The organism is Salinimicrobium sp. TIG7-5_MAKvit, assembly GCF_049569215.1.
Lineage (GTDB): Bacteria > Bacteroidota > Bacteroidia > Flavobacteriales > Flavobacteriaceae > Salinimicrobium > Salinimicrobium profundisediminis.
Genome location: NZ_CP145903.1, coordinates 259579 through 276048, shown reverse-complemented (window position 1 = coordinate 276048; position 16470 = coordinate 259579). Strand labels below are relative to the sequence as shown.

At 43.0% G+C, this 16470-nt stretch carries 16 protein-coding genes, 1 tRNA gene and 1 riboswitch; of the genes, 6 read left to right on the top strand and 11 right to left on the bottom strand.

Going from position 1 to position 16470, the window contains the following annotated elements; translation table 11 throughout:
• Positions 1-20: 20 nt before the first annotated feature.
• The 3 genes from V5739_RS01285 to V5739_RS01275 form a co-directional block, all read right to left on the bottom strand.
• Positions 21-341 carry a DUF6660 family protein gene (locus V5739_RS01285; RefSeq protein WP_423819343.1) on the bottom strand — a complete coding sequence of 107 codons (321 nt, stop codon included), beginning with the start codon at positions 339-341 and terminating at the stop codon, positions 21-23.
• Between the two features lie 139 nt (positions 342-480).
• Positions 481-1434: a site-specific integrase gene (locus V5739_RS01280; protein ID WP_423819342.1), complete on the bottom strand. Its 954-nt coding sequence runs from the start codon at positions 1432-1434 to the stop codon at positions 481-483.
• Positions 1434-1712 (bottom strand): Arm DNA-binding domain-containing protein, encoded by a 279-nt coding sequence (locus V5739_RS01275; RefSeq protein ID WP_423819341.1) that lies wholly within the window; start codon positions 1710-1712, stop codon positions 1434-1436. Before V5739_RS01275 ends, V5739_RS01280 begins: the two co-directional genes overlap by 1 nt.
• A 126-nt stretch (positions 1713-1838) precedes the next feature.
• Between V5739_RS01275 and V5739_RS01270 the strand changes: the two genes are divergently transcribed.
• Together V5739_RS01270 and V5739_RS01265 are read left to right on the top strand one after the other, a co-directional pair.
• The gene (locus tag V5739_RS01270; RefSeq protein ID WP_423819153.1) at positions 1839-2195 is read left to right on the top strand and encodes an ISAon1 family transposase N-terminal region protein; all 357 of its coding nucleotides are present in this window, start codon (positions 1839-1841) and stop codon (positions 2193-2195) included.
• 19 nt (positions 2196-2214) lie between these two features.
• On the top strand, positions 2215-3168 hold the full coding sequence (locus V5739_RS01265; protein WP_423820429.1) for an ISAon1 family transposase: 954 nt from the start codon (positions 2215-2217) through the stop codon (positions 3166-3168).
• A 119-nt stretch (positions 3169-3287) separates the two neighbouring features.
• On the opposite strand, the gene V5739_RS01260 is transcribed toward V5739_RS01265, so the two are convergent.
• Positions 3288-3372: transfer RNA gene (locus tag V5739_RS01260), tRNA-Ser, on the bottom strand.
• Between the two features lie 280 nt (positions 3373-3652).
• Positions 3653-3753, top strand: a riboswitch (SAM riboswitch).
• A 47-nt stretch (positions 3754-3800) separates the two neighbouring features.
• Here V5739_RS01260 and V5739_RS01255 point away from each other — a divergent pair.
• Genes V5739_RS01255 through metF form a run of 3 tightly spaced genes read left to right on the top strand, consistent with a single transcriptional unit; the run spans position 3801 to position 9013 of the window.
• The gene (locus V5739_RS01255; protein WP_423819340.1) at positions 3801-4820 is read left to right on the top strand and encodes a homocysteine S-methyltransferase family protein; all 1020 of its coding nucleotides are present in this window, start codon (positions 3801-3803) and stop codon (positions 4818-4820) included.
• Positions 4821-4823: 3 nt separating this feature from the next.
• On the top strand, positions 4824-8015 hold the full coding sequence (locus V5739_RS01250) for a vitamin B12 dependent-methionine synthase activation domain-containing protein (protein ID WP_423819339.1): 3192 nt from the start codon (positions 4824-4826) through the stop codon (positions 8013-8015).
• A 41-nt stretch (positions 8016-8056) separates the two neighbouring features.
• Positions 8057-9013: a methylenetetrahydrofolate reductase [NAD(P)H] gene (gene metF / locus V5739_RS01245; protein ID WP_423819338.1), complete on the top strand. Its 957-nt coding sequence runs from the start codon at positions 8057-8059 to the stop codon at positions 9011-9013.
• Positions 9014-9412: 399 nt separating this feature from the next.
• Here the strand turns inward: metF and V5739_RS01240 are convergent, their stop codons facing one another.
• From V5739_RS01240 to xseA, 5 genes are all read right to left on the bottom strand, one after another.
• Entirely contained in the window at positions 9413-9904 is a 492-nt protein-coding gene (locus V5739_RS01240; RefSeq protein WP_423819337.1) for an exodeoxyribonuclease III, read from the bottom strand.
• Positions 9901-11061 (bottom strand): PQQ-dependent sugar dehydrogenase, encoded by a 1161-nt coding sequence (locus V5739_RS01235; RefSeq protein ID WP_423819336.1) that lies wholly within the window; start codon positions 11059-11061, stop codon positions 9901-9903. Before V5739_RS01235 ends, V5739_RS01240 begins: the two co-directional genes overlap by 4 nt.
• Before the next feature lie 229 nt (positions 11062-11290).
• Positions 11291-12427 (bottom strand): GAF domain-containing sensor histidine kinase, encoded by a 1137-nt coding sequence (locus V5739_RS01230; RefSeq protein WP_423820428.1) that lies wholly within the window; start codon positions 12425-12427, stop codon positions 11291-11293.
• Between the two features lie 136 nt (positions 12428-12563).
• The gene (gene xseB, locus V5739_RS01225) at positions 12564-12764 is read right to left on the bottom strand and encodes an exodeoxyribonuclease VII small subunit (protein ID WP_345598903.1); all 201 of its coding nucleotides are present in this window, start codon (positions 12762-12764) and stop codon (positions 12564-12566) included.
• Positions 12764-14014 carry an exodeoxyribonuclease VII large subunit gene (xseA, locus tag V5739_RS01220; RefSeq protein ID WP_423819335.1) on the bottom strand — a complete coding sequence of 417 codons (1251 nt, stop codon included), beginning with the start codon at positions 14012-14014 and terminating at the stop codon, positions 12764-12766. The genes xseB and xseA overlap by 1 nt, the downstream gene beginning before the upstream one ends.
• 187 nt (positions 14015-14201) lie before the next feature.
• On the opposite strand from xseA, the gene V5739_RS01215 reads away from it, so the two are divergent.
• Positions 14202-15287: an NADH:flavin oxidoreductase/NADH oxidase gene (locus tag V5739_RS01215; protein ID WP_423819334.1), complete on the top strand. Its 1086-nt coding sequence runs from the start codon at positions 14202-14204 to the stop codon at positions 15285-15287.
• A 136-nt stretch (positions 15288-15423) separates the two neighbouring features.
• Here the strand turns inward: V5739_RS01215 and V5739_RS01210 are convergent, their stop codons facing one another.
• Positions 15424-15780, bottom strand: a complete 357-nt coding sequence (locus V5739_RS01210; RefSeq protein WP_423819333.1) for a phage holin family protein — start codon at positions 15778-15780, stop codon at positions 15424-15426.
• 30 nt (positions 15781-15810) lie between these two features.
• Positions 15811-16470, bottom strand: coding sequence for a flavodoxin family protein (locus tag V5739_RS01205; protein ID WP_423819332.1), 660 nt, complete (start codon positions 16468-16470; stop codon positions 15811-15813).

Genomic DNA, 16470 nt, shown 5'->3' with positions numbered 1-16470 from the left:
ATAGCTATCCTAAAACTGAATTAAATACGGGGAGGCTGGAAGTGAGAAAAGGCAATTTCCTTGCCTGCACTCTCGCCAAATAGAGGGGTCAAAAAAGGTATATTGGGCTCAAATACTTCGAAGGTATCTGTTTCGAATCTCACCACATGCACATGGCAGCAGTGACATTGGCAAAAAGGAGGACATTCGTCAGAAGTTCCATGCTGATCTCCTTTCTGATCCTGGTTTAATTCCACACTCACGGAGATAGTATCTCGACTTTCGGATACAGCTGTGTCATCACAGGGTATGAAATTTAGCCCCAGGAAATACATGGATAATATGATTGCCAAAATATTCACTCTTCAAAAGTATAAAAAAAGATAAGCAAAAGGCTTAGGTACATTAAAAAGATGTCTTCCAAAAAGCTTCATGATCTTCAGAGGTTATCGAGATTTATCTTTCGGGTGGTTACTCATTCAACTAATAACTTTTACATAATTAATTCATGGTTGGTATATTGGAACCTAACCTTTCTCTTAGAGCAGCCATATCATCACTAATTTTTCTATCCAAAATTTTTGTATAGTGCTGAGTGGTCTGAAGATTTTTGTGACCAAGCATCTTACTTACACTTTCTATAGGTACCCCATTGGATAAGGTTACAGTTGTGGCAAAAGTATGCCGGGCTAGGTGAAAAGTAAGGTTTTTATTAATTCCACAAAGATCTCCGATTTCTTTGATGTAGGCATTCATCTTTTGGTTACTCAATACTGGAAGGAGCCTTTTATAATTGACATCAGGATGGGAGGAATACTTCTCGAGGATGGCTTCTGCAGTAGGAAGAATCGGAATACTACTTCGGGTTTTCGTCTTTGTGCGGTTCATTTTTATCCACTTGTTTCCGTCAATTCCCACTACTACCTCTTTTTCTGAAAGTTTCTTTACATCGGCATAGGCCAGTCCTGTAAAGCAGCAGAATAGGAATATATCTTTTACTAAGCTTAATCTATCGTTGTTAATTTCTTTTTCTATCATGACCTGAAGTTCATCTTTTGTAAGAAATTCGCGGTCAACGACTTTTAGTCTTCCCTTCCAGTTGTTGAATGGGTCTCTACTGATCCATTCGTTGGCATAGGCAATCCTGATAATCTTTTTAAAATTAGTAATATATTTTATAGCTGAATTATGAGCGCAATTCCTTTCTGTCTTTAAATAATACTCCAATCCTGAAATGAATCTGTGATCAACATCCTTTACGGGAATATCCGAAGCCTTATATTCTTTTTTAATATAATCCTCAACATGTTTTTTTGCTGTTCTATACCTTTCAGCCGTTCCGGAAGCAAAGTCTTTCCCTATGAGTTTATTTACACGATCATTATGTTCCTGGAAAATTTGTAGTAACATTTTGGGTGTAGTAGATGGAATGTCTTTGCCTAATAAGGTATTCACTAAATCATTTGCCGAAAAATTCTCATTTTTTCGAGTAAATTTTGATGTGTTTTAAAGAGATCGTTTTCAACTTTGGAAAGATATCTATTAAGCAATTTAGCCTCTGAAGAATTGCCATTTGCTCTTCCAGCTGAAGAGTTCCAGGATTGCACCAGGATTTTCCTGTTTAAACTCATAGCAGCTCGCTTGCCATTTATAGTAACCCGAAGGTATATTGATGCGGTTGATTCTTTATTACTACCTCGGAGATAAAAAATGTGAAAAAAACTTGAGTCCATAACTAACAATTTTGATATTGTATTGGATCAAAAGTAGTATATTTTACTGTATGTAATATGGGATCATTCCTAAATGTTGTGGAGGAATTGGAGTAAATCTCGATCTTTGCAGAAAAATTACTGTAGGTGGATAATAATTACCTGGATCTGATTAAGCTTGTACTTCCACAATTCTTGGTGGAGAATTTTGACTTAGTAAAGAGTAGAAAAGAAAAAGAAGTACTTCATCTTTATTTTGAAGAACGCAATATCCCTCCTCACGAACATTCTTCCAAGATTTTAGTATCTAAAGGTTTCCACAAAGAAATTACTATTCAAGACTTTCCGCTCCGGGGAAACACCGTTTATCTTCATTTGAAACGCCGTCGATGGCTGGATAAAGATACCGGACAGGTAGTGCAAAGAGACTGGAACTTAGTAGCACAGGGAACACGTATGACCAACGAGTTCGCTGCTTTTTTAAAAGAGATTAGTCGATACTAAGGCTTCTGACTGCCATACTATTGGTAGCTTCTACAGTGTCAATGGAAAGAAATTGCAGCGGCAATACAAGGATTATTTAAGCGACTTCAGACAGTGGAAACAAAAGAAGCACGCCAGAAAGTGGCTTATCTTTCCAGAGAATATGGGACCTTACCTCTCCATTGATGAGACTGCTCTATCCAAAGGAGAGCTCTACACGATCATCACCAATAAGAAGGCTAAAGGTAAAAAAGGAGCACTTGTAGCTATTATTGCCGGTACTAAAGCTGAAGCTATCATTGAGCAATTACTAAAGATCCCTTCTTCTCAACGCAATAAAGTGAAGGAGATAAGCTTAGATATGGCTCATTCCATGAAGCTTATCGTGCAGAAATGTTTTCCAAAAGCAATACAAGTCACAGATCGATTCCACGTCCAGAAGCTGGCTATTGAAGCCCTTCAGAACCTCCGGATCAAGCATCGATGGGAAGCAATTGATTATGAAAACGAGCAGATACAGAAGAAAAAATTAAAAGGCCAAAGTTATACTCCAGAGACCTTTACCAATGGAGATACCAGGAAACAGTTATTGGCCAGGAGTAGATATTTGCTATACAAAGCTCCATCGAAATGGACAGAAAGTCAATCTAAAAGAGCTAAAATCTTGTTCCATGAATATACAGACATTGATAAAGCCTATGCACTTGTCAATAGCCTTAGAAATGTATTTAACCAGACAAAATCTATTGAAGCAGGATATACAAGATTAGCCCATTGGTACAAAGAAGTAGAAGAATCTGGATTTAAATCATTTAACACCGTTGCAACAACAATAAGGCTCAACTACAGATCGATCTTAAACTACTTTAAAAATAGAAGCACAAATGCTTCAGCAGAATCATTCAATGCAAAAATTAAAGCTTTTAGAAGTCAATTTAGAGGAGTGAAAAATGTAGAATTTTTCCTGTACAGATTAACTACATTATTTAGCTAGTCCACAACTATTGTTCTTGATCCTTCATTTTAGATAATACAATTTGATATTATCGAAAAAGAAAAAGCCCGAAAACTCAGTGTTTTCGGGCTTTTTACTAAAATTTGAAATTTAATCAGCGGAGAAAGAGGGATTCGAACCCCCGGAGGTGTTACCCTCAACAGTTTTCAAGACTGCCGCAATCGACCACTCTGCCATTTCTCCGGTCGTTTCAGGAGTATTGCACCTCCCCAATAGTTATCGGGACTGCCATTTCTCCTTAGCGGTTGCAAATATAAAAAGCTTTTTTAAATATTGAACAAGAAATTTGATTTTTTGAAGGAAGAACTTTTTGTTCTCTCATTAACCTATTAAGAGATAGGGTTTTAATTCTGTAATTAGGCCACTTATTTCCTAACTCCTGACTCCTGTCTCTTTTCCCTTTAGTATGATTTGGATTTCCCGCTTTAATAGATATCTTTGCCTTAGTTCATTTTTTATTAAACTGTTATCAAGAAAGGTTGAGGGATTAGACCCTGTGAAACCTTAGCAACCCTCCTTTGGAGAAGGTGCTACCTTCTACCACCCCGTGTGGATAGATAACTAAGAATTCTTTTCCGTCTTCTTTTTTGATAGCGTTATCGTGCAAATAAATGTCAAAAATAGAAGAGTTACTCTCACAAAAAATATTGATCCTCGACGGTGCCATGGGTACCATGTTGCAGGAATATAAATTCACCGAAGAAGATTTCCGTGGAAGTCGCTTTGTGGACTGGCCAGTTTCTCTAAAAGGAAACAATGATCTCCTTTCTATAACTCAGCCGGCAGCTATTGCCCAAATCCACCGCAAGTACTTCGATGCCGGGGCAGATATTGTTGAAACCAACACCTTCTCGGGAACCAGCATCGCCATGGCCGATTATCAAATGCAGGAGCTGGTTTATGAGTTGAATTATGAATCTGCACGTATTGCCAAAGAAGTGGCCAGGGAAGTGACCCTGGAAAATCCTGAAAAACCTCGTTTTGTTGCCGGTGCTATTGGCCCCACCAATAAAACCGCCAGCATGTCGCCAGATGTTAATGATCCCGGCTTTAGAGCAATTTCTTTTTCTGAATTGTCGGCTGCTTACAAAGAACAGGCAAAAGCATTGATTGACGGGGGAGTGGATGTGCTCCTGGTAGAGACGGTTTTTGATACCCTTAACGCCAAAGCAGCCCTTTTCGCCATTGAAGAACTTAAAGAAGAACTTTCTCTGGACATCCCGGTGATGATAAGCGGGACTATTACCGATGCTTCTGGTCGCACTTTGAGCGGACAAACAGCCGAAGCTTTTCTCATTTCCATTTCTCATATTCCTTTACTCAGCGTCGGCTTTAATTGTGCACTGGGGGCCAAACAACTCACCCCGCACCTGGAAGTCCTGGCTCGAAAAAGCGATTTTGGAGTCTCGGCTTACCCCAATGCTGGGCTGCCTAATGCTTTTGGTGAATATGATCAAAGCCCCCGTGAAATGGCAGAGCAAATAAAGGAATATCTGTCCCGTGGTCTCGTAAATATCCTTGGAGGTTGCTGCGGAACTACTCCAAAACACATCAAAGCTATTGCTGAAGTAGCTAAAGATTACCAACCACGAAAATTCCAGAAAGAATTCATTCAACCTGAAACCGAATAGATCATGATTGCAGAAAAAAGTACGCCTGAAAGCACATTTTTGAGAGGTAAGCAGGAGCGATATCTAAAACTTTCGGGCCTGGAGCCACTGGTAGTCACTCCCGACACCAACTTCATCAACGTTGGTGAACGCACGAATGTTGCAGGTTCCAAAAAATTCCTGAGGTTGATCAAGGAAGAGAAATATGACGAGGCGCTTTCGGTTGCACGAGATCAGGTTGAAGGTGGCGCGCAGATCCTTGATGTGAATATGGACGACGGTCTCATAGACGGGAAAGAAGCTATGGTGAAATTCTTAAACCTCATTGTCGCCGAACCCGATATTGCCCGTATCCCAATCATGATCGATAGTTCCAAATGGGAAATCATAGAAGCAGGGCTTCAGGTGGTGCAGGGAAAATGTGTGGTGAATTCAATAAGCTTAAAAGAGGGGGAGGAAGAATTCCTTGACCATGCAAAGAAGATCAGGCGTTATGGAGCGGCTGTGGTGGTAATGGCCTTTGATGAAACAGGACAGGCCGACAATTATGAACGACGGATAGAAATCGCAAAGCGTTCTTACGACCTGCTGACTCAAAAAGCCAATTTTCCACCCGAAGATATCATCCTCGATCTCAATGTTTTTCCCGTGGGTACGGGTATGGAAGAGCATCGCCGCAATGCGATAGATTATATTGAAGCTACTCGCTGGGTTAAGGAAAATCTCCCTTACGCAAGCCTAAGTGGCGGAGTGAGCAATGTCTCTTTCTCTTTCCGCGGGAATGATCCGGTTCGCGAGGCCATGCATTCCGTTTTCCTCTATTATGCCATTAAAGCCGGAATGAACATGGGAATTGTGAATCCGGCGCTACTGGAGGTGTATGATAATATTCCGAAAGATCTGCTGGAGCATGTGGAAGATGTGATCCTGGATCGCAGGGATGATGCTACAGAACGCCTGTTAAGCTTCGCCGAAACCGTCGTGGGTACAGCAAAAGAAAGTAAAACAGATCTTTCCTGGAGAGAAAAGCCGCTGCAGGAACGCATTACCCATGCGCTGGTAAAAGGTATGGACGAGTATATTGTAGAAGATGTAGAGGCGGCAAGGGCCAATTCTACCCGCACATTAGATGTCATAGAAGGACCTTTAATGACCGGAATGAATGTGGTGGGAGATCTCTTCGGAAGCGGAAAAATGTTCCTTCCACAGGTAGTAAAGTCGGCCAGGGTTATGAAAAAAGCCGTTGCGCATTTGCTGCCGTACATTGAGGAGGAGAAAAAGGCCGCAGTCCCCCAACCCCCAGAGGGGGAGATCGGCCTTTCCCCGAGGGGAGAGGAGTACTGGAAAACGGCAGATCCACAGATGTATTCTGCCATGAAAAAGTTTGCGAGGGAAATGCGGTATGAAAAAGCAACTCCTGCTGAACAAATTCTTTGGGAGGCTTTAAGCAATAAGAAGTTGGAAGGCTATAAATTCAGAAGACAGCACATCATCGGGCCTTTCATTGCAGATTTTCTGTGTTTGAGGCATAGACTCATCATTGAACTCGACGGACTCATTCATCAGCGCCCAGAAAATAAGAAAAGTGATGAAGAGCGCACAAAATGGCTAAATAAGCAGGGTTTCAGTGTAATTAGGTTTAGCAATTCAGATGTTGAGAAAAACCTGGAAGAGGTTTTAAAAAATATTTTGGCCCAGTTGAAAATTCAGCATTCAATAGTGGAGGAAGCTTCAACTCCCCCTTCGGGGGCAGAGGGCCACGGAAGCGCTGGAAAAATCCTCCTTGCTACAGTTAAGGGAGACGTGCACGATATTGGAAAGAATATCGTGAGCGTGGTGCTGGCCTGCAACAACTATGAGATCATAGATCTTGGGGTAATGGTGCCACCCGAGAAGATTATCGAAACCGCCAAAGCCGAAAATGTTGACGCCATTGGCCTTAGCGGGCTCATCACGCCCTCTCTTGACGAAATGGCTTATTTGGCCAGTGAAATGCAGCGACAGGGATTTAAAATTCCGTTGTTGATTGGGGGGGCTACAACCTCCAAAGCGCATACGGCAGTAAAAATTGATACCCAGTACAGCAATGCAGTGGTTCACGTCAATGATGCTTCCCGTGCGGTCACAGTGGCGGGAGACCTGCTTAAAGAAAAAACCCGGGACCATTATAAAGCTCAATTAAAAGCTGAATACGACATCTTCAGAAAGAACTTTAAAAAAAGAAGTAAGGTGAAGGAATATTTGACCATTGCTGAAGCCCGGCAAAACAAATATCAGATTGCCTGGAAAGTCGATGACATTTCAAAACCAAAAAAATCAGGGGTACAGGTGATTGAAGATTTTGAGCTAAAAAAACTGTTGCCTTTTATCGATTGGTCGCCATTTTTCCGAAGTTGGGAGTTACACGGGAAGTATCCTGCTATTCTTACAGACGAAGTGGTGGGAGAACAGGCCACATCGCTTTTTAAAGATGCCACCGAACTGCTCACTAAGATCCTGGATGAGAAATTGCTAAAGGCCAAAGCGGTCTACGGACTTTTCCCTGCAAATACTATAAATGATGACGATATTGAAGTTAAGGCTGAAGAAGCGGGTGCCAAAAATGTCATTTTTAGGACCCTTCGGCAGCAATTAAGCAAGTATGAGGGGAAGCCAAATTTCGCCCTGTCCGATTTTGTTGCACCTAAAGAATCGGGAATTCAGGATTACATTGGCTGCTTCTGTGTTACTACCGGCTTCGGAACCGATGAGCTGGCAAAGAAATTCGAAGAAGAGCACGACCAGTACAATTCCATCATGATTAAAGCCCTTTCTGACCGTCTTGCAGAAGCATTTGCGGAATATCTGCACAAGCAAATTCGTACTGAAGACTGGGCTTATGCCCCCAACGAGAACCTGAGTAATGAGGAATTGATCAAAGAAAGTTACAAAGGTATTCGTCCCGCTCCGGGTTATCCTGCCTGCCCCGATCATCTTGAAAAGACCACCATTTGGGAACTTTTAAAAGTAAAAGAGAAAATAGGGGTGAAGCTTACAGAAAGCCTTGCCATGTGGCCCGCAGCCAGTGTGAGTGGATATTATTTCGCGCATCCCGAAGCCCGCTACTTTGGCGTTGGAAAGATCACCAATGACCAGGTAGCCGATTTTGCTGAAAGGAAAAACATAACCTTTGAAGAAGCTCAAAAATGGCTGCGCCCTGCTATCGCCGATGAATAAAAAGAAATCTGAAATCTCCTGAAATTAAAGAATTACAAGAAATGAAAATTACAGAACACTTAAGTGCTTCCAAAAATAAGACACTTTTTTCCTTCGAGATCCTGCCCCCTCTAAAAGGGCAAAATATTCAGTCAATTTTTGATGGTATAGATCCGTTAATGGAGTTTAAGCCACCCTTTATTGATGTGACTTACCACCGCGAAGAATATGTGTATATCGAGCGGGCAAAGGGGCTGCTGGAAAAAAGAGTGGTGCGAAAAAGGCCTGGCACAGTCGGTATTTGTGCAGCCATACAGAGTAAGTACAAAGTAGATGCCGTGCCCCATATTTTATGCGGGGGATTCTCTAAAGAAGACACCGAAAACTTCCTGATTGACCTCGATTTTCTCGGGATCAAGAACGTAATGGCACTTAGAGGGGATGCGGTAAAAAGTGAGATCTATTTTACACCAGATCCTCAGGGTCACAACTATGCCAATGAGCTGGTAGAGCAAATTTCGGCTATGAACCGGGGCCAGTTCCTTGATGAAGCTTTGGAAAATGGCCACAAAACCGATTTTTGCGTGGGAGTGGCGGGATACCCCGAAAAGCACATGGAAGCCCCCAGTCTCGAAAAAGACATTCAGCGGCTTAAAGCTAAAATTGAAGCCGGTGCCGAATATGTGGTGACCCAGATGTTTTTTGACAACCAGAAGTTCTTTGAATTTGAGAAAAGTTGCAGGGAAAGTGGGATCACAGTGCCAATAATACCGGGGCTTAAGCCTATCGCCACCAAAAAACAGCTCACCCTAATACCGCATCGTTTTCATGTAGATATGCCCAACGACCTTACCAGAGAGGTTGAGAAATGCAAGAACAATGAAGAGGTTCACCAGGTAGGGATTGAATGGTGTATTGAACAAAGTAAGGAACTTGTTGCTGCAGGTATTCCCGTGTTGCACTATTACTCCATGGGGAAAAGTTCAAACATAAAAGCAATCGCTTCGCAGGTTTTTTAGGAAATGGGTGTCAAAAATGGCATTTTTTCCACCTGTTTTTCCTGAAGTTTCTTCGGAATATAAAACTCACTTAACCTTGCCGGTATAAAACTGAAACATTCAAAGAGAAGCTGATTATTCGGACAGTTCAATCCAAACCGGGACGTGATCACTGGTCTTTTCCCATCCCCGAACGTGCTTGTCCACTCCGCCGTCTTTGAGCTTGTTGGTAAGATGAGGACTTAGCAGGAAATGGTCAATGCGCAATCCGGCGTTTCTTTCATAGGCATTCCGGAAGTAGTCGTAGAAGGTATAAATGATCTCTTCGGGATATAATTACCTGATCGCATCTGTCCATCCCTGTGCTACGAGCTCATGAAAAGCCTCCCGTACCTCGGGCCGAAAAAGGGCGTCATCAATTCATCGTTCAGGTTTATAAACATCTTTTTCGGTAGGTATTACATTATAATCTCCGGTGAGAACTACAGCAACGTCACTATCCAGTAGCTCTTTTGCTCTTTTTGAGAGACGTTGAAGCCAGCGCATTTTATAGTCGAGCTTTGGTCCCGGTGCCGGATTTCCATTTGGGAGGTAGAGGCAGCCAATGGTAGTATCATTTATCACAGCTTCGATATACCTGCTTTGTTCATCTTCGGGTTCCCCGGCAAGGCCGCGGCCGGTTTCCTCAATTTCAAGTCCGTTTTTAGCGAGAATGGCCACGCCATTCCAACGTTTTTGACCGTGCCATATAGCCGTATATCCGGCATTCTCTATTTCCTGTTTCGGAATTTTCTCATCGGGTGCTTTTAATTCCTGAAAGCAGGCCACATCTGGCTTGGTTTCCTCCAGCCATTTCAGTAGAACAGGGAGGCGGGCATTAATTCCATTTACATTGTAGGTGGCAATCCTCATTTTAGAGGCTTAAGCTGTAGGATCTTTCCGTTATCTTCATCTGTTAGCACCCAAATACTGTCATCGGGACCCTGTTCTACATCACGCACTCTGGTGGTAAGGGGAATGCGTTCTACTTCCTGGGCGTTATCACCGTTCACGTCTACCCGCACAATTCCGGCAGCAGTAAGTCCACCAATCATCATGCTGTTCTTCCATTCAGGGAAAAGATCTCCGTCGTAAAATATCATTCCGGAAGGGGAAATAGTGGGTGTCCAGTGAATTACTGCATCTGCAAATTCGGGACGGGTAGTGGGTTTGGGGATTTCGGTTCCGTCATAATTATCTCCCCAGCTCACCACCGGCCAGCCATAATTCTTTCCGGCTTTGGCGGGTTGCAGTTCGTCACCGCCCATGGGGCCCATTTCGGCTACCCAAAGGGCTCCGGTTTCGGGATGAATGGCCGCACTTTCAATATTTCTATGTCCGTAAGACCATACTTCAGCAAGAGCGTTAGCATCATTAAAAGCAGGGTTTTCTTCAGAAGCAGTTCCATCATCTTCCAGTCTTACCACGGTTCCGAGGTGACTTGAAAGATCCTGAGCCGGTTCGAACTTGAATCTTTCAGCAAGGGTGAGAAAAATGTCATTTCCTTCAGTAAAAAGAATCCGGCCTCCAAAGTGATTAGGGCCTTCAACTTTTGGTTCCATGCGGAAGATGGTTTCAAAATCTTTGATTGTATTTCCCTCAAGTTTTCCTCTACCAAGCGCAGTAGAAGCTGTACCGTTGTTTCCGGGTTCAGCAAAAGAGAGGTAGATATATTGATTTTCCTGGAAATTGGGATGAAGGGCAACATCCAGCATTCCGCCCTGTCCCTGCGCAAAAACTTCAGGCGTGCCCATAAGTGGCTCTGAAAGTGTGCTGTCTTTCAGGATGCGGAGGGTTCCTGCTCTTTCTGTAACCAGCAACCTGCCATCTGGCAAAAATGCCATTCCCCAGGGATGATCAAGATTTTCAACTATTTTACGCACCTGCACATCACCTGCATCGGTTCTTACAGTAGATTTTTGGGCCAAAGCTGTAAGGCTGAAGAGTAGAAGGGTTAAAAATGTAATTAGAATTTTTTGTTGCCCCGCAAGAGGGATTGCAACAGCCTGTGATCTCGTATTTTTTCTCATAGCAAGTCTTTTTACCTACCTAAGATAAAAAGACTTGCGCCTGCTTACAAGCTGATTAGTAAAGACTTAACACGGTGTGTTGAAGCTTTATAATTTTTTATGATCTTGCGAGCCGGGAAAGTGAGAATTGGATGCTAATTCACATTGGCAGCCTGAAGCAGAAATTACTGCCGGTCTAAAAATATTCAGCCTCAAAAATGGCATTTTGAAGGGCTGTTTTCTTCGGAAGTTATTCGATCGGAATCTCTAATACAAAAGCAGTTTCCTGCTTGTTTGAAGATACTGTTAATTCTCCGTGGTGCGCTTTTGCAATTTCTGAAGCTATAAAAAGTCCCAGTCCCAAACCTTTTTTGTTGGTATCTTCTCCTTCGCGGTAGAAAGGCTGAAAAAGGTGAGTTAAAGCTTCGTCAGAGATCTTTTCTCCCGAGTTTGATACTTTTAATTTGAAGTGGTGATCATTTGTGCTGGCCTCCACCTTAATTAGGGCTTCGGCATTACCATGTTCATGGGCATTTCCCAGCAGGTTTGACAGTAGTTGCCCAATGCGGTTCTTGTCACAGTTCACCTCATGATCAAGCTTGCAGCTAAAGATGATCTCCCTGTCGGGAGCCAGTACTTTCATCTCCTTGATAACCTGCTTCAGCATTTCTTCCAGGCTGTTGTTGTGCTTCTCTTTCTCCAGAATGATGCCTTCTCCCATTTGCCCGCGGGCAAAATCGAGAATATTTTCAATAAGCGCCTGCATTCTGTAAGAAGTAGACTTAATAAGGGCAGCATTGCGAAGGGTAAACTCCTCTTTAGACATTTTAAGGAGAATGTCGGCACTCATTCGCATAGTAGCAATAGGGTTCTTAAGATCATGCCCAAGAATGGCAATGAATTGATCTCTAAGTTGAGCGATTTCCTTCTCTTCCTTTAGATTGTCTTCACTAAGCTTGATTTTTTCTACGGCATCGAGGTGAAAGGAAATAAGCTCGGCATAAAGCTGGAACATCGTGGTGATTTCGGGGGTATTGATCTCTTGCGGATTGGGATCAATTGCGCAAAGCGTTCCAAAAAATTCACCATTCTTCCTGTACACCGGCACCGAAATATAACTCTGCAACCCATCAATTTTTGGAGTGTGATGGTTGCAGTAGCTTGTATCATTAGCCACGTTGTCTATAACCACAGCCTTTCGGTTTTGGTGCACCTCATGGCATAGAGTAGTTTCAACGTCCAGTTCATCTCCGGGAGTGAGCCCAAAAGAGATAAGATCATGTGTGGCACAGGTCACCCAGCGGTCATCTGTTACCCTGGCAATGGCAGCAAAACCCATTTTAGTGGTACGACAAACAACTTCCAGTAATTGCGGAACTACCGAAATTTGATTTATGGCGGCTATATCACCAGATAAATCGAGAGGAGAATTTACTTTAATATTTATATGTTTTTTTAATTTCTAAAGCAATTAGCAAATTACAAATAAAATTTTAAAACGCAGTGTGGCAATAGTTATGAGTTTATTGCGGGTCTATGGCTTTGAGGGTTTCAAGCACATTTTGTTCAGTTTTATAGAGTTTTTCCCTGCAAATTTTGAGCAGGGCAGAGGCGCGTTTCACCTTCGCATCGAGCTCGTCAATGCCAATTTCGGCATTCTCCATTTCCCCTACAATCTCCTGTAATTCGGTAAATGCTTCGGTGTATGTGATCTTTGTTCCCATTATTTACTTTCGGTATTTTTTATTTCTGCGGAAGCTTTTCCTTCAAAGAATTCGGTTTCTACAAGATCTCCCGGTGCTACCGCAGCCGAGTTGTTAACGATCTTTCCGTTTTTCCGGGTAATGCTGAAACCCCGCTTCATGATGTTCTTTGGAGACAGCAGTTCTACTGAAGTAGTGATGTTCTTTAAATTTGCAGCTTCATATTTTATGACAGCTTTACTTTCTGAAGTAATCGTCTGCCTGAAGGAGGCGAGCCTGTTCTTCTCCCGGTCTACTATCCTGTTCGCCAAGAAACCGAAGGAGGTGGATACCCGCGAGAGCTGTGTTTCCTGCCTCTCAAAAAGCAGGTTTGCGCCGGCGGTTATTTTCTGAATATTTTCCCTAAGGGGCTGGGAGAAATTGTGAAACTCCTGAAGAAGGAATTCAGCTATTTTTGTGGGCGTAATAAAACTCTTGTAACTCACAAGTTCACTAACGGTCTCGTTGGTGGAATGTCCAATGCCGGTTAATACCGGGATTGGGAATTGGGCGATTTTCTTTGCCAGCTGGTAATTATCGTAGCAGCTAAGGCCTATTTCGCCGCCACCTCCCCTAATAATAGCCACGGCATCAAAGAGCTTTTTATGATGCTTTATTTTCTCTAACTGCGCAGTAATGGTGGTCACAGCCCTTTCTCCCTGTAAAATGGCAGGAAAAAGTTTATACTGAAACTGATAACCCCAGGGGTTGTTCTCAATAACATTGATAAAATCCTGATAACCTTTACTGCTGTTTACCGAAATTATTGCAATGGTCTTGGGAAGTTGAGGCAGCCGCTGCTTTTTGTTGGCGTCAAAAATGTCTTCGGCAATGAGTTTTTTTATAGCCTCTGCACGTTGTTTGGCCAGTTCCCCCAAAGTGTATTCGGGGTCTATGTCAAGAATGTTCAGCGCCAGCCCGTAAACCGAATGGAAGGTGACCGTTGCCTGTACTACAACCGTCATATCATCGCGAAGATCTTCATTTAAAACATTTCTGAATTTGTTATTGATAAGATCAAAGTTAGATTTCCAGATATTACCTCTGAGTTCGGCGATGATCTTTCCGTCTTTTTTCTCCACAAGATCGGGGTAGCAGTGGCCGGTGTGGGGGTAATGATTCAGTTTTACAATTTCGGCTTTTACCCATACCACCTTGCTGCAATGACTGTTTATCACATTCTCAATAGCTTCGGTAAGCTTGGACAGCGGGAAAACTTGTTTGGCAGGCATAGCTTAATCTTACAAGCTAAGATATTGCAAAATATCTATCCTAAAAACTATTGTCTCAAAAATGGCATTTTTGAAGGTCTTTTGCTGAAGCATATCAATTTGACTGATCTATAGATCTTAATTTACTATAAGAGCAGCTAACCCGGCGCTAGTGTTTTTGCTACTTTTGATGGAAAACACCCTTTATATGAACAACAGTAAATCTCCCCGGCTCTTTGAGCCACTCAAAATAAAATCTATAACATTTAAAAACCGAATTGGGGTTTCTCCCATGTGCATGTACAGTAGCAAAGACGGGTTTGCCAATAACTGGCACCTTGTACACCTGGGAACCCGTGCAAGCGGCGGGGCAGGATTTGTAATTTCTGAAGCTACCGCGGTTTCTCCCGAAGCCCGTATCACGCCCGATGATCTTGGGATTTGGAAGGATGAACACATTGAAAAACTGAAGGAAATAACGGCATTTTTGGAGGGCCAGGGAAGTGTTCCGGGCATACAGCTGGCTCATGCCGGGAGAAAAGCTTCTACCAGCAGCCCCTGGCAGGGCGGGAAGTTTCTTTTTGAAAATGAGGATGGATGGAAGCCGGTTGCTCCCTCAGAAATTCCTTTTTATGAAGATAACCCAGAGCCGGAAGCATTGAATTCCGAAGGAATCGAGAAAGTGATCTCCGATTTTAAAGAGGCTTCAAAAAGGGCATTTTTGGCAGGCTTTAAAGTGCTGGAAATTCATGCTGCTCATGGATATTTGCTGCACCAATTCCTGTCTCCGTTAAGTAACCATAGAACCGATAACTACGGCGGATCTTTTGAAAACCGGATAAGGCTCTTGCTGGAAGTTACGCGTGCCGTGAAAGAAAACTGGCCAGATGATCTCCCGCTATTTGTGAGGATTTCTGCGACCGATTGGGCTGCAGGAGGCTGGAATGAAGAGGAATCGGTGGAGCTGGCAAAACGGCTTAAACAAGAAGGAGTTGATGTGATAGATTGTTCTTCGGGCGGACTTGTGCCCGGGGTGAGCATTCCGGTAGCAAAGAAATACCAGGTGCCATTTTCAGAAAAAATAAAGAAAGAATCAGGGATCATGTCGGCTGCAGTTGGTTTGATTACCACGCCACAGGAAGCCGAAGAGGTGCTGCAGCAGGAGCAGGCCGATATTATTCTGCTAGGCAGGGAATTACTTCGGAATCCTTATTTTCCGCTGGAAGCCGCTGCCGCATTAGGTGCCAATGTAGATTGGCCTAATCAATACCTAAGAGCAAAACGGGCAAAATAAAAAAATGAGGCTGTCTTAAAAATGCTTCTTCAGTCGCTTTGAAATTATTTCAGGGTTTTTAGCTTTGAAAATAACTTCCGAAGGATTTTAGCGCTTTAAGACAGCCTCATTTTAGTTTAAAAATTCCGCAGAAATTTTAAAGAATTATCCAGTCTACAAGGGAGCCCACTACAGCTATAATTATTGCCAGCCATAAGGAAGGCATGAAACCGTGGGTTTTGAAGCCGGTACTCAGTTTATCGGCCAGTTCGATGATGATCGCATAGGCGATGATCCTGGTGATAAATCCTAATCCGAGGAAATAGAAGATTCCTAAAGTGGCAATATTGAGCACAGCCGTAAGGATCCAGCTTAAGAAAAAGCTTAAAACCCCAATAAGCAGTGCCACTACAAGGGCGGTTTTCCAGCCTTTGAGCTCTACTTTGGGAAACATTTTTGCTGCGATAATGAGCACAGCGGCGTCAATGATAATATGTATTAGCCAGCTTAACATATGGGTTGGTTTTTAATGTTGGGTTTGTAATTATTTATCGGTGTCGCTTACTTTTTCAGCTTGCTTTTTTAACTCGTTCACGTTGGTTTGATAAGGTTTTTCTTTAAGCACTTTTGCCACGTGCACCAGGTTGTGAACCATATGATAGAGGTTGCGGTTGGTGAAAAAATGCCGGTCACCATTGGCCTCGATATAAGCAGGACCCGGGCCTGCCTTGCCTACGTAGTAGCTAAAGGCATTTACCGGAATTGTAAAGCCGTGTTCAGAAAGGTCAAAACAAATGCTGGAAATGGCCTTTTTGGCACCATCTTCATTACCGTCAACCATAACTCCACCAACTTTATTGAAAGTAGGGTACTGTCCCGTCTCTTCATCGGCTTCGCTCCAAATGCCATCAAATCTTTCGGCTACCAATTTAGCTACGGCACTGCGGTCGCCCCTCCAGATTGGAGTAGCGAGGATCATGATGTCACTCTCTTTGATCTTTTTCAGGATTTTTGGCCAGTCATCGCCTTCCCCTTCATCAGAAGTATTTCCGAATTTTACATTGTGGTCTATGACCCTGATTTCTTCGGTTTCCACCTCCAGACTGGTGAAGATCTTTTCGGCCTGTTTGATAAAGGCAGAAGTGTTGGAGGTTTCAGGTGATTTTTTGAGGGTACAGTTTAAAAATATTGCTTTTAGAGACAT

Coding starts and splice junctions, on each gene's coding strand:
- V5739_RS01275 (WP_423819341.1), bottom strand. CDS start 1,712: ATGGACTCAAGTTTTTTTCACATTTTTTATCTCCGAGGTAGTAATAAA.
- V5739_RS01255 (WP_423819340.1), top strand. CDS start 3,801: ATGTCAAAAATAGAAGAGTTACTCTCACAAAAAATATTGATCCTCGAC.
- V5739_RS01250 (WP_423819339.1), top strand. CDS start 4,824: ATGATTGCAGAAAAAAGTACGCCTGAAAGCACATTTTTGAGAGGTAAG.
- metF (WP_423819338.1), top strand. CDS start 8,057: ATGAAAATTACAGAACACTTAAGTGCTTCCAAAAATAAGACACTTTTT.
- V5739_RS01240 (WP_423819337.1), bottom strand. CDS start 9,904: ATGAGGATTGCCACCTACAATGTAAATGGAATTAATGCCCGCCTCCCT.
- V5739_RS01235 (WP_423819336.1), bottom strand. CDS start 11,061: ATGAGAAAAAATACGAGATCACAGGCTGTTGCAATCCCTCTTGCGGGG.
- xseB (WP_345598903.1), bottom strand. CDS start 12,764: ATGGGAACAAAGATCACATACACCGAAGCATTTACCGAATTACAGGAG.
- xseA (WP_423819335.1), bottom strand. CDS start 14,014: ATGCCTGCCAAACAAGTTTTCCCGCTGTCCAAGCTTACCGAAGCTATT.
- V5739_RS01215 (WP_423819334.1), top strand. CDS start 14,202: ATGAACAACAGTAAATCTCCCCGGCTCTTTGAGCCACTCAAAATAAAA.
- V5739_RS01210 (WP_423819333.1), bottom strand. CDS start 15,780: ATGTTAAGCTGGCTAATACATATTATCATTGACGCCGCTGTGCTCATT.
- V5739_RS01205 (WP_423819332.1), bottom strand. CDS start 16,470: ATGTCTCTAAAAGCAATATTTTTAAACTGTACCCTCAAAAAATCACCT.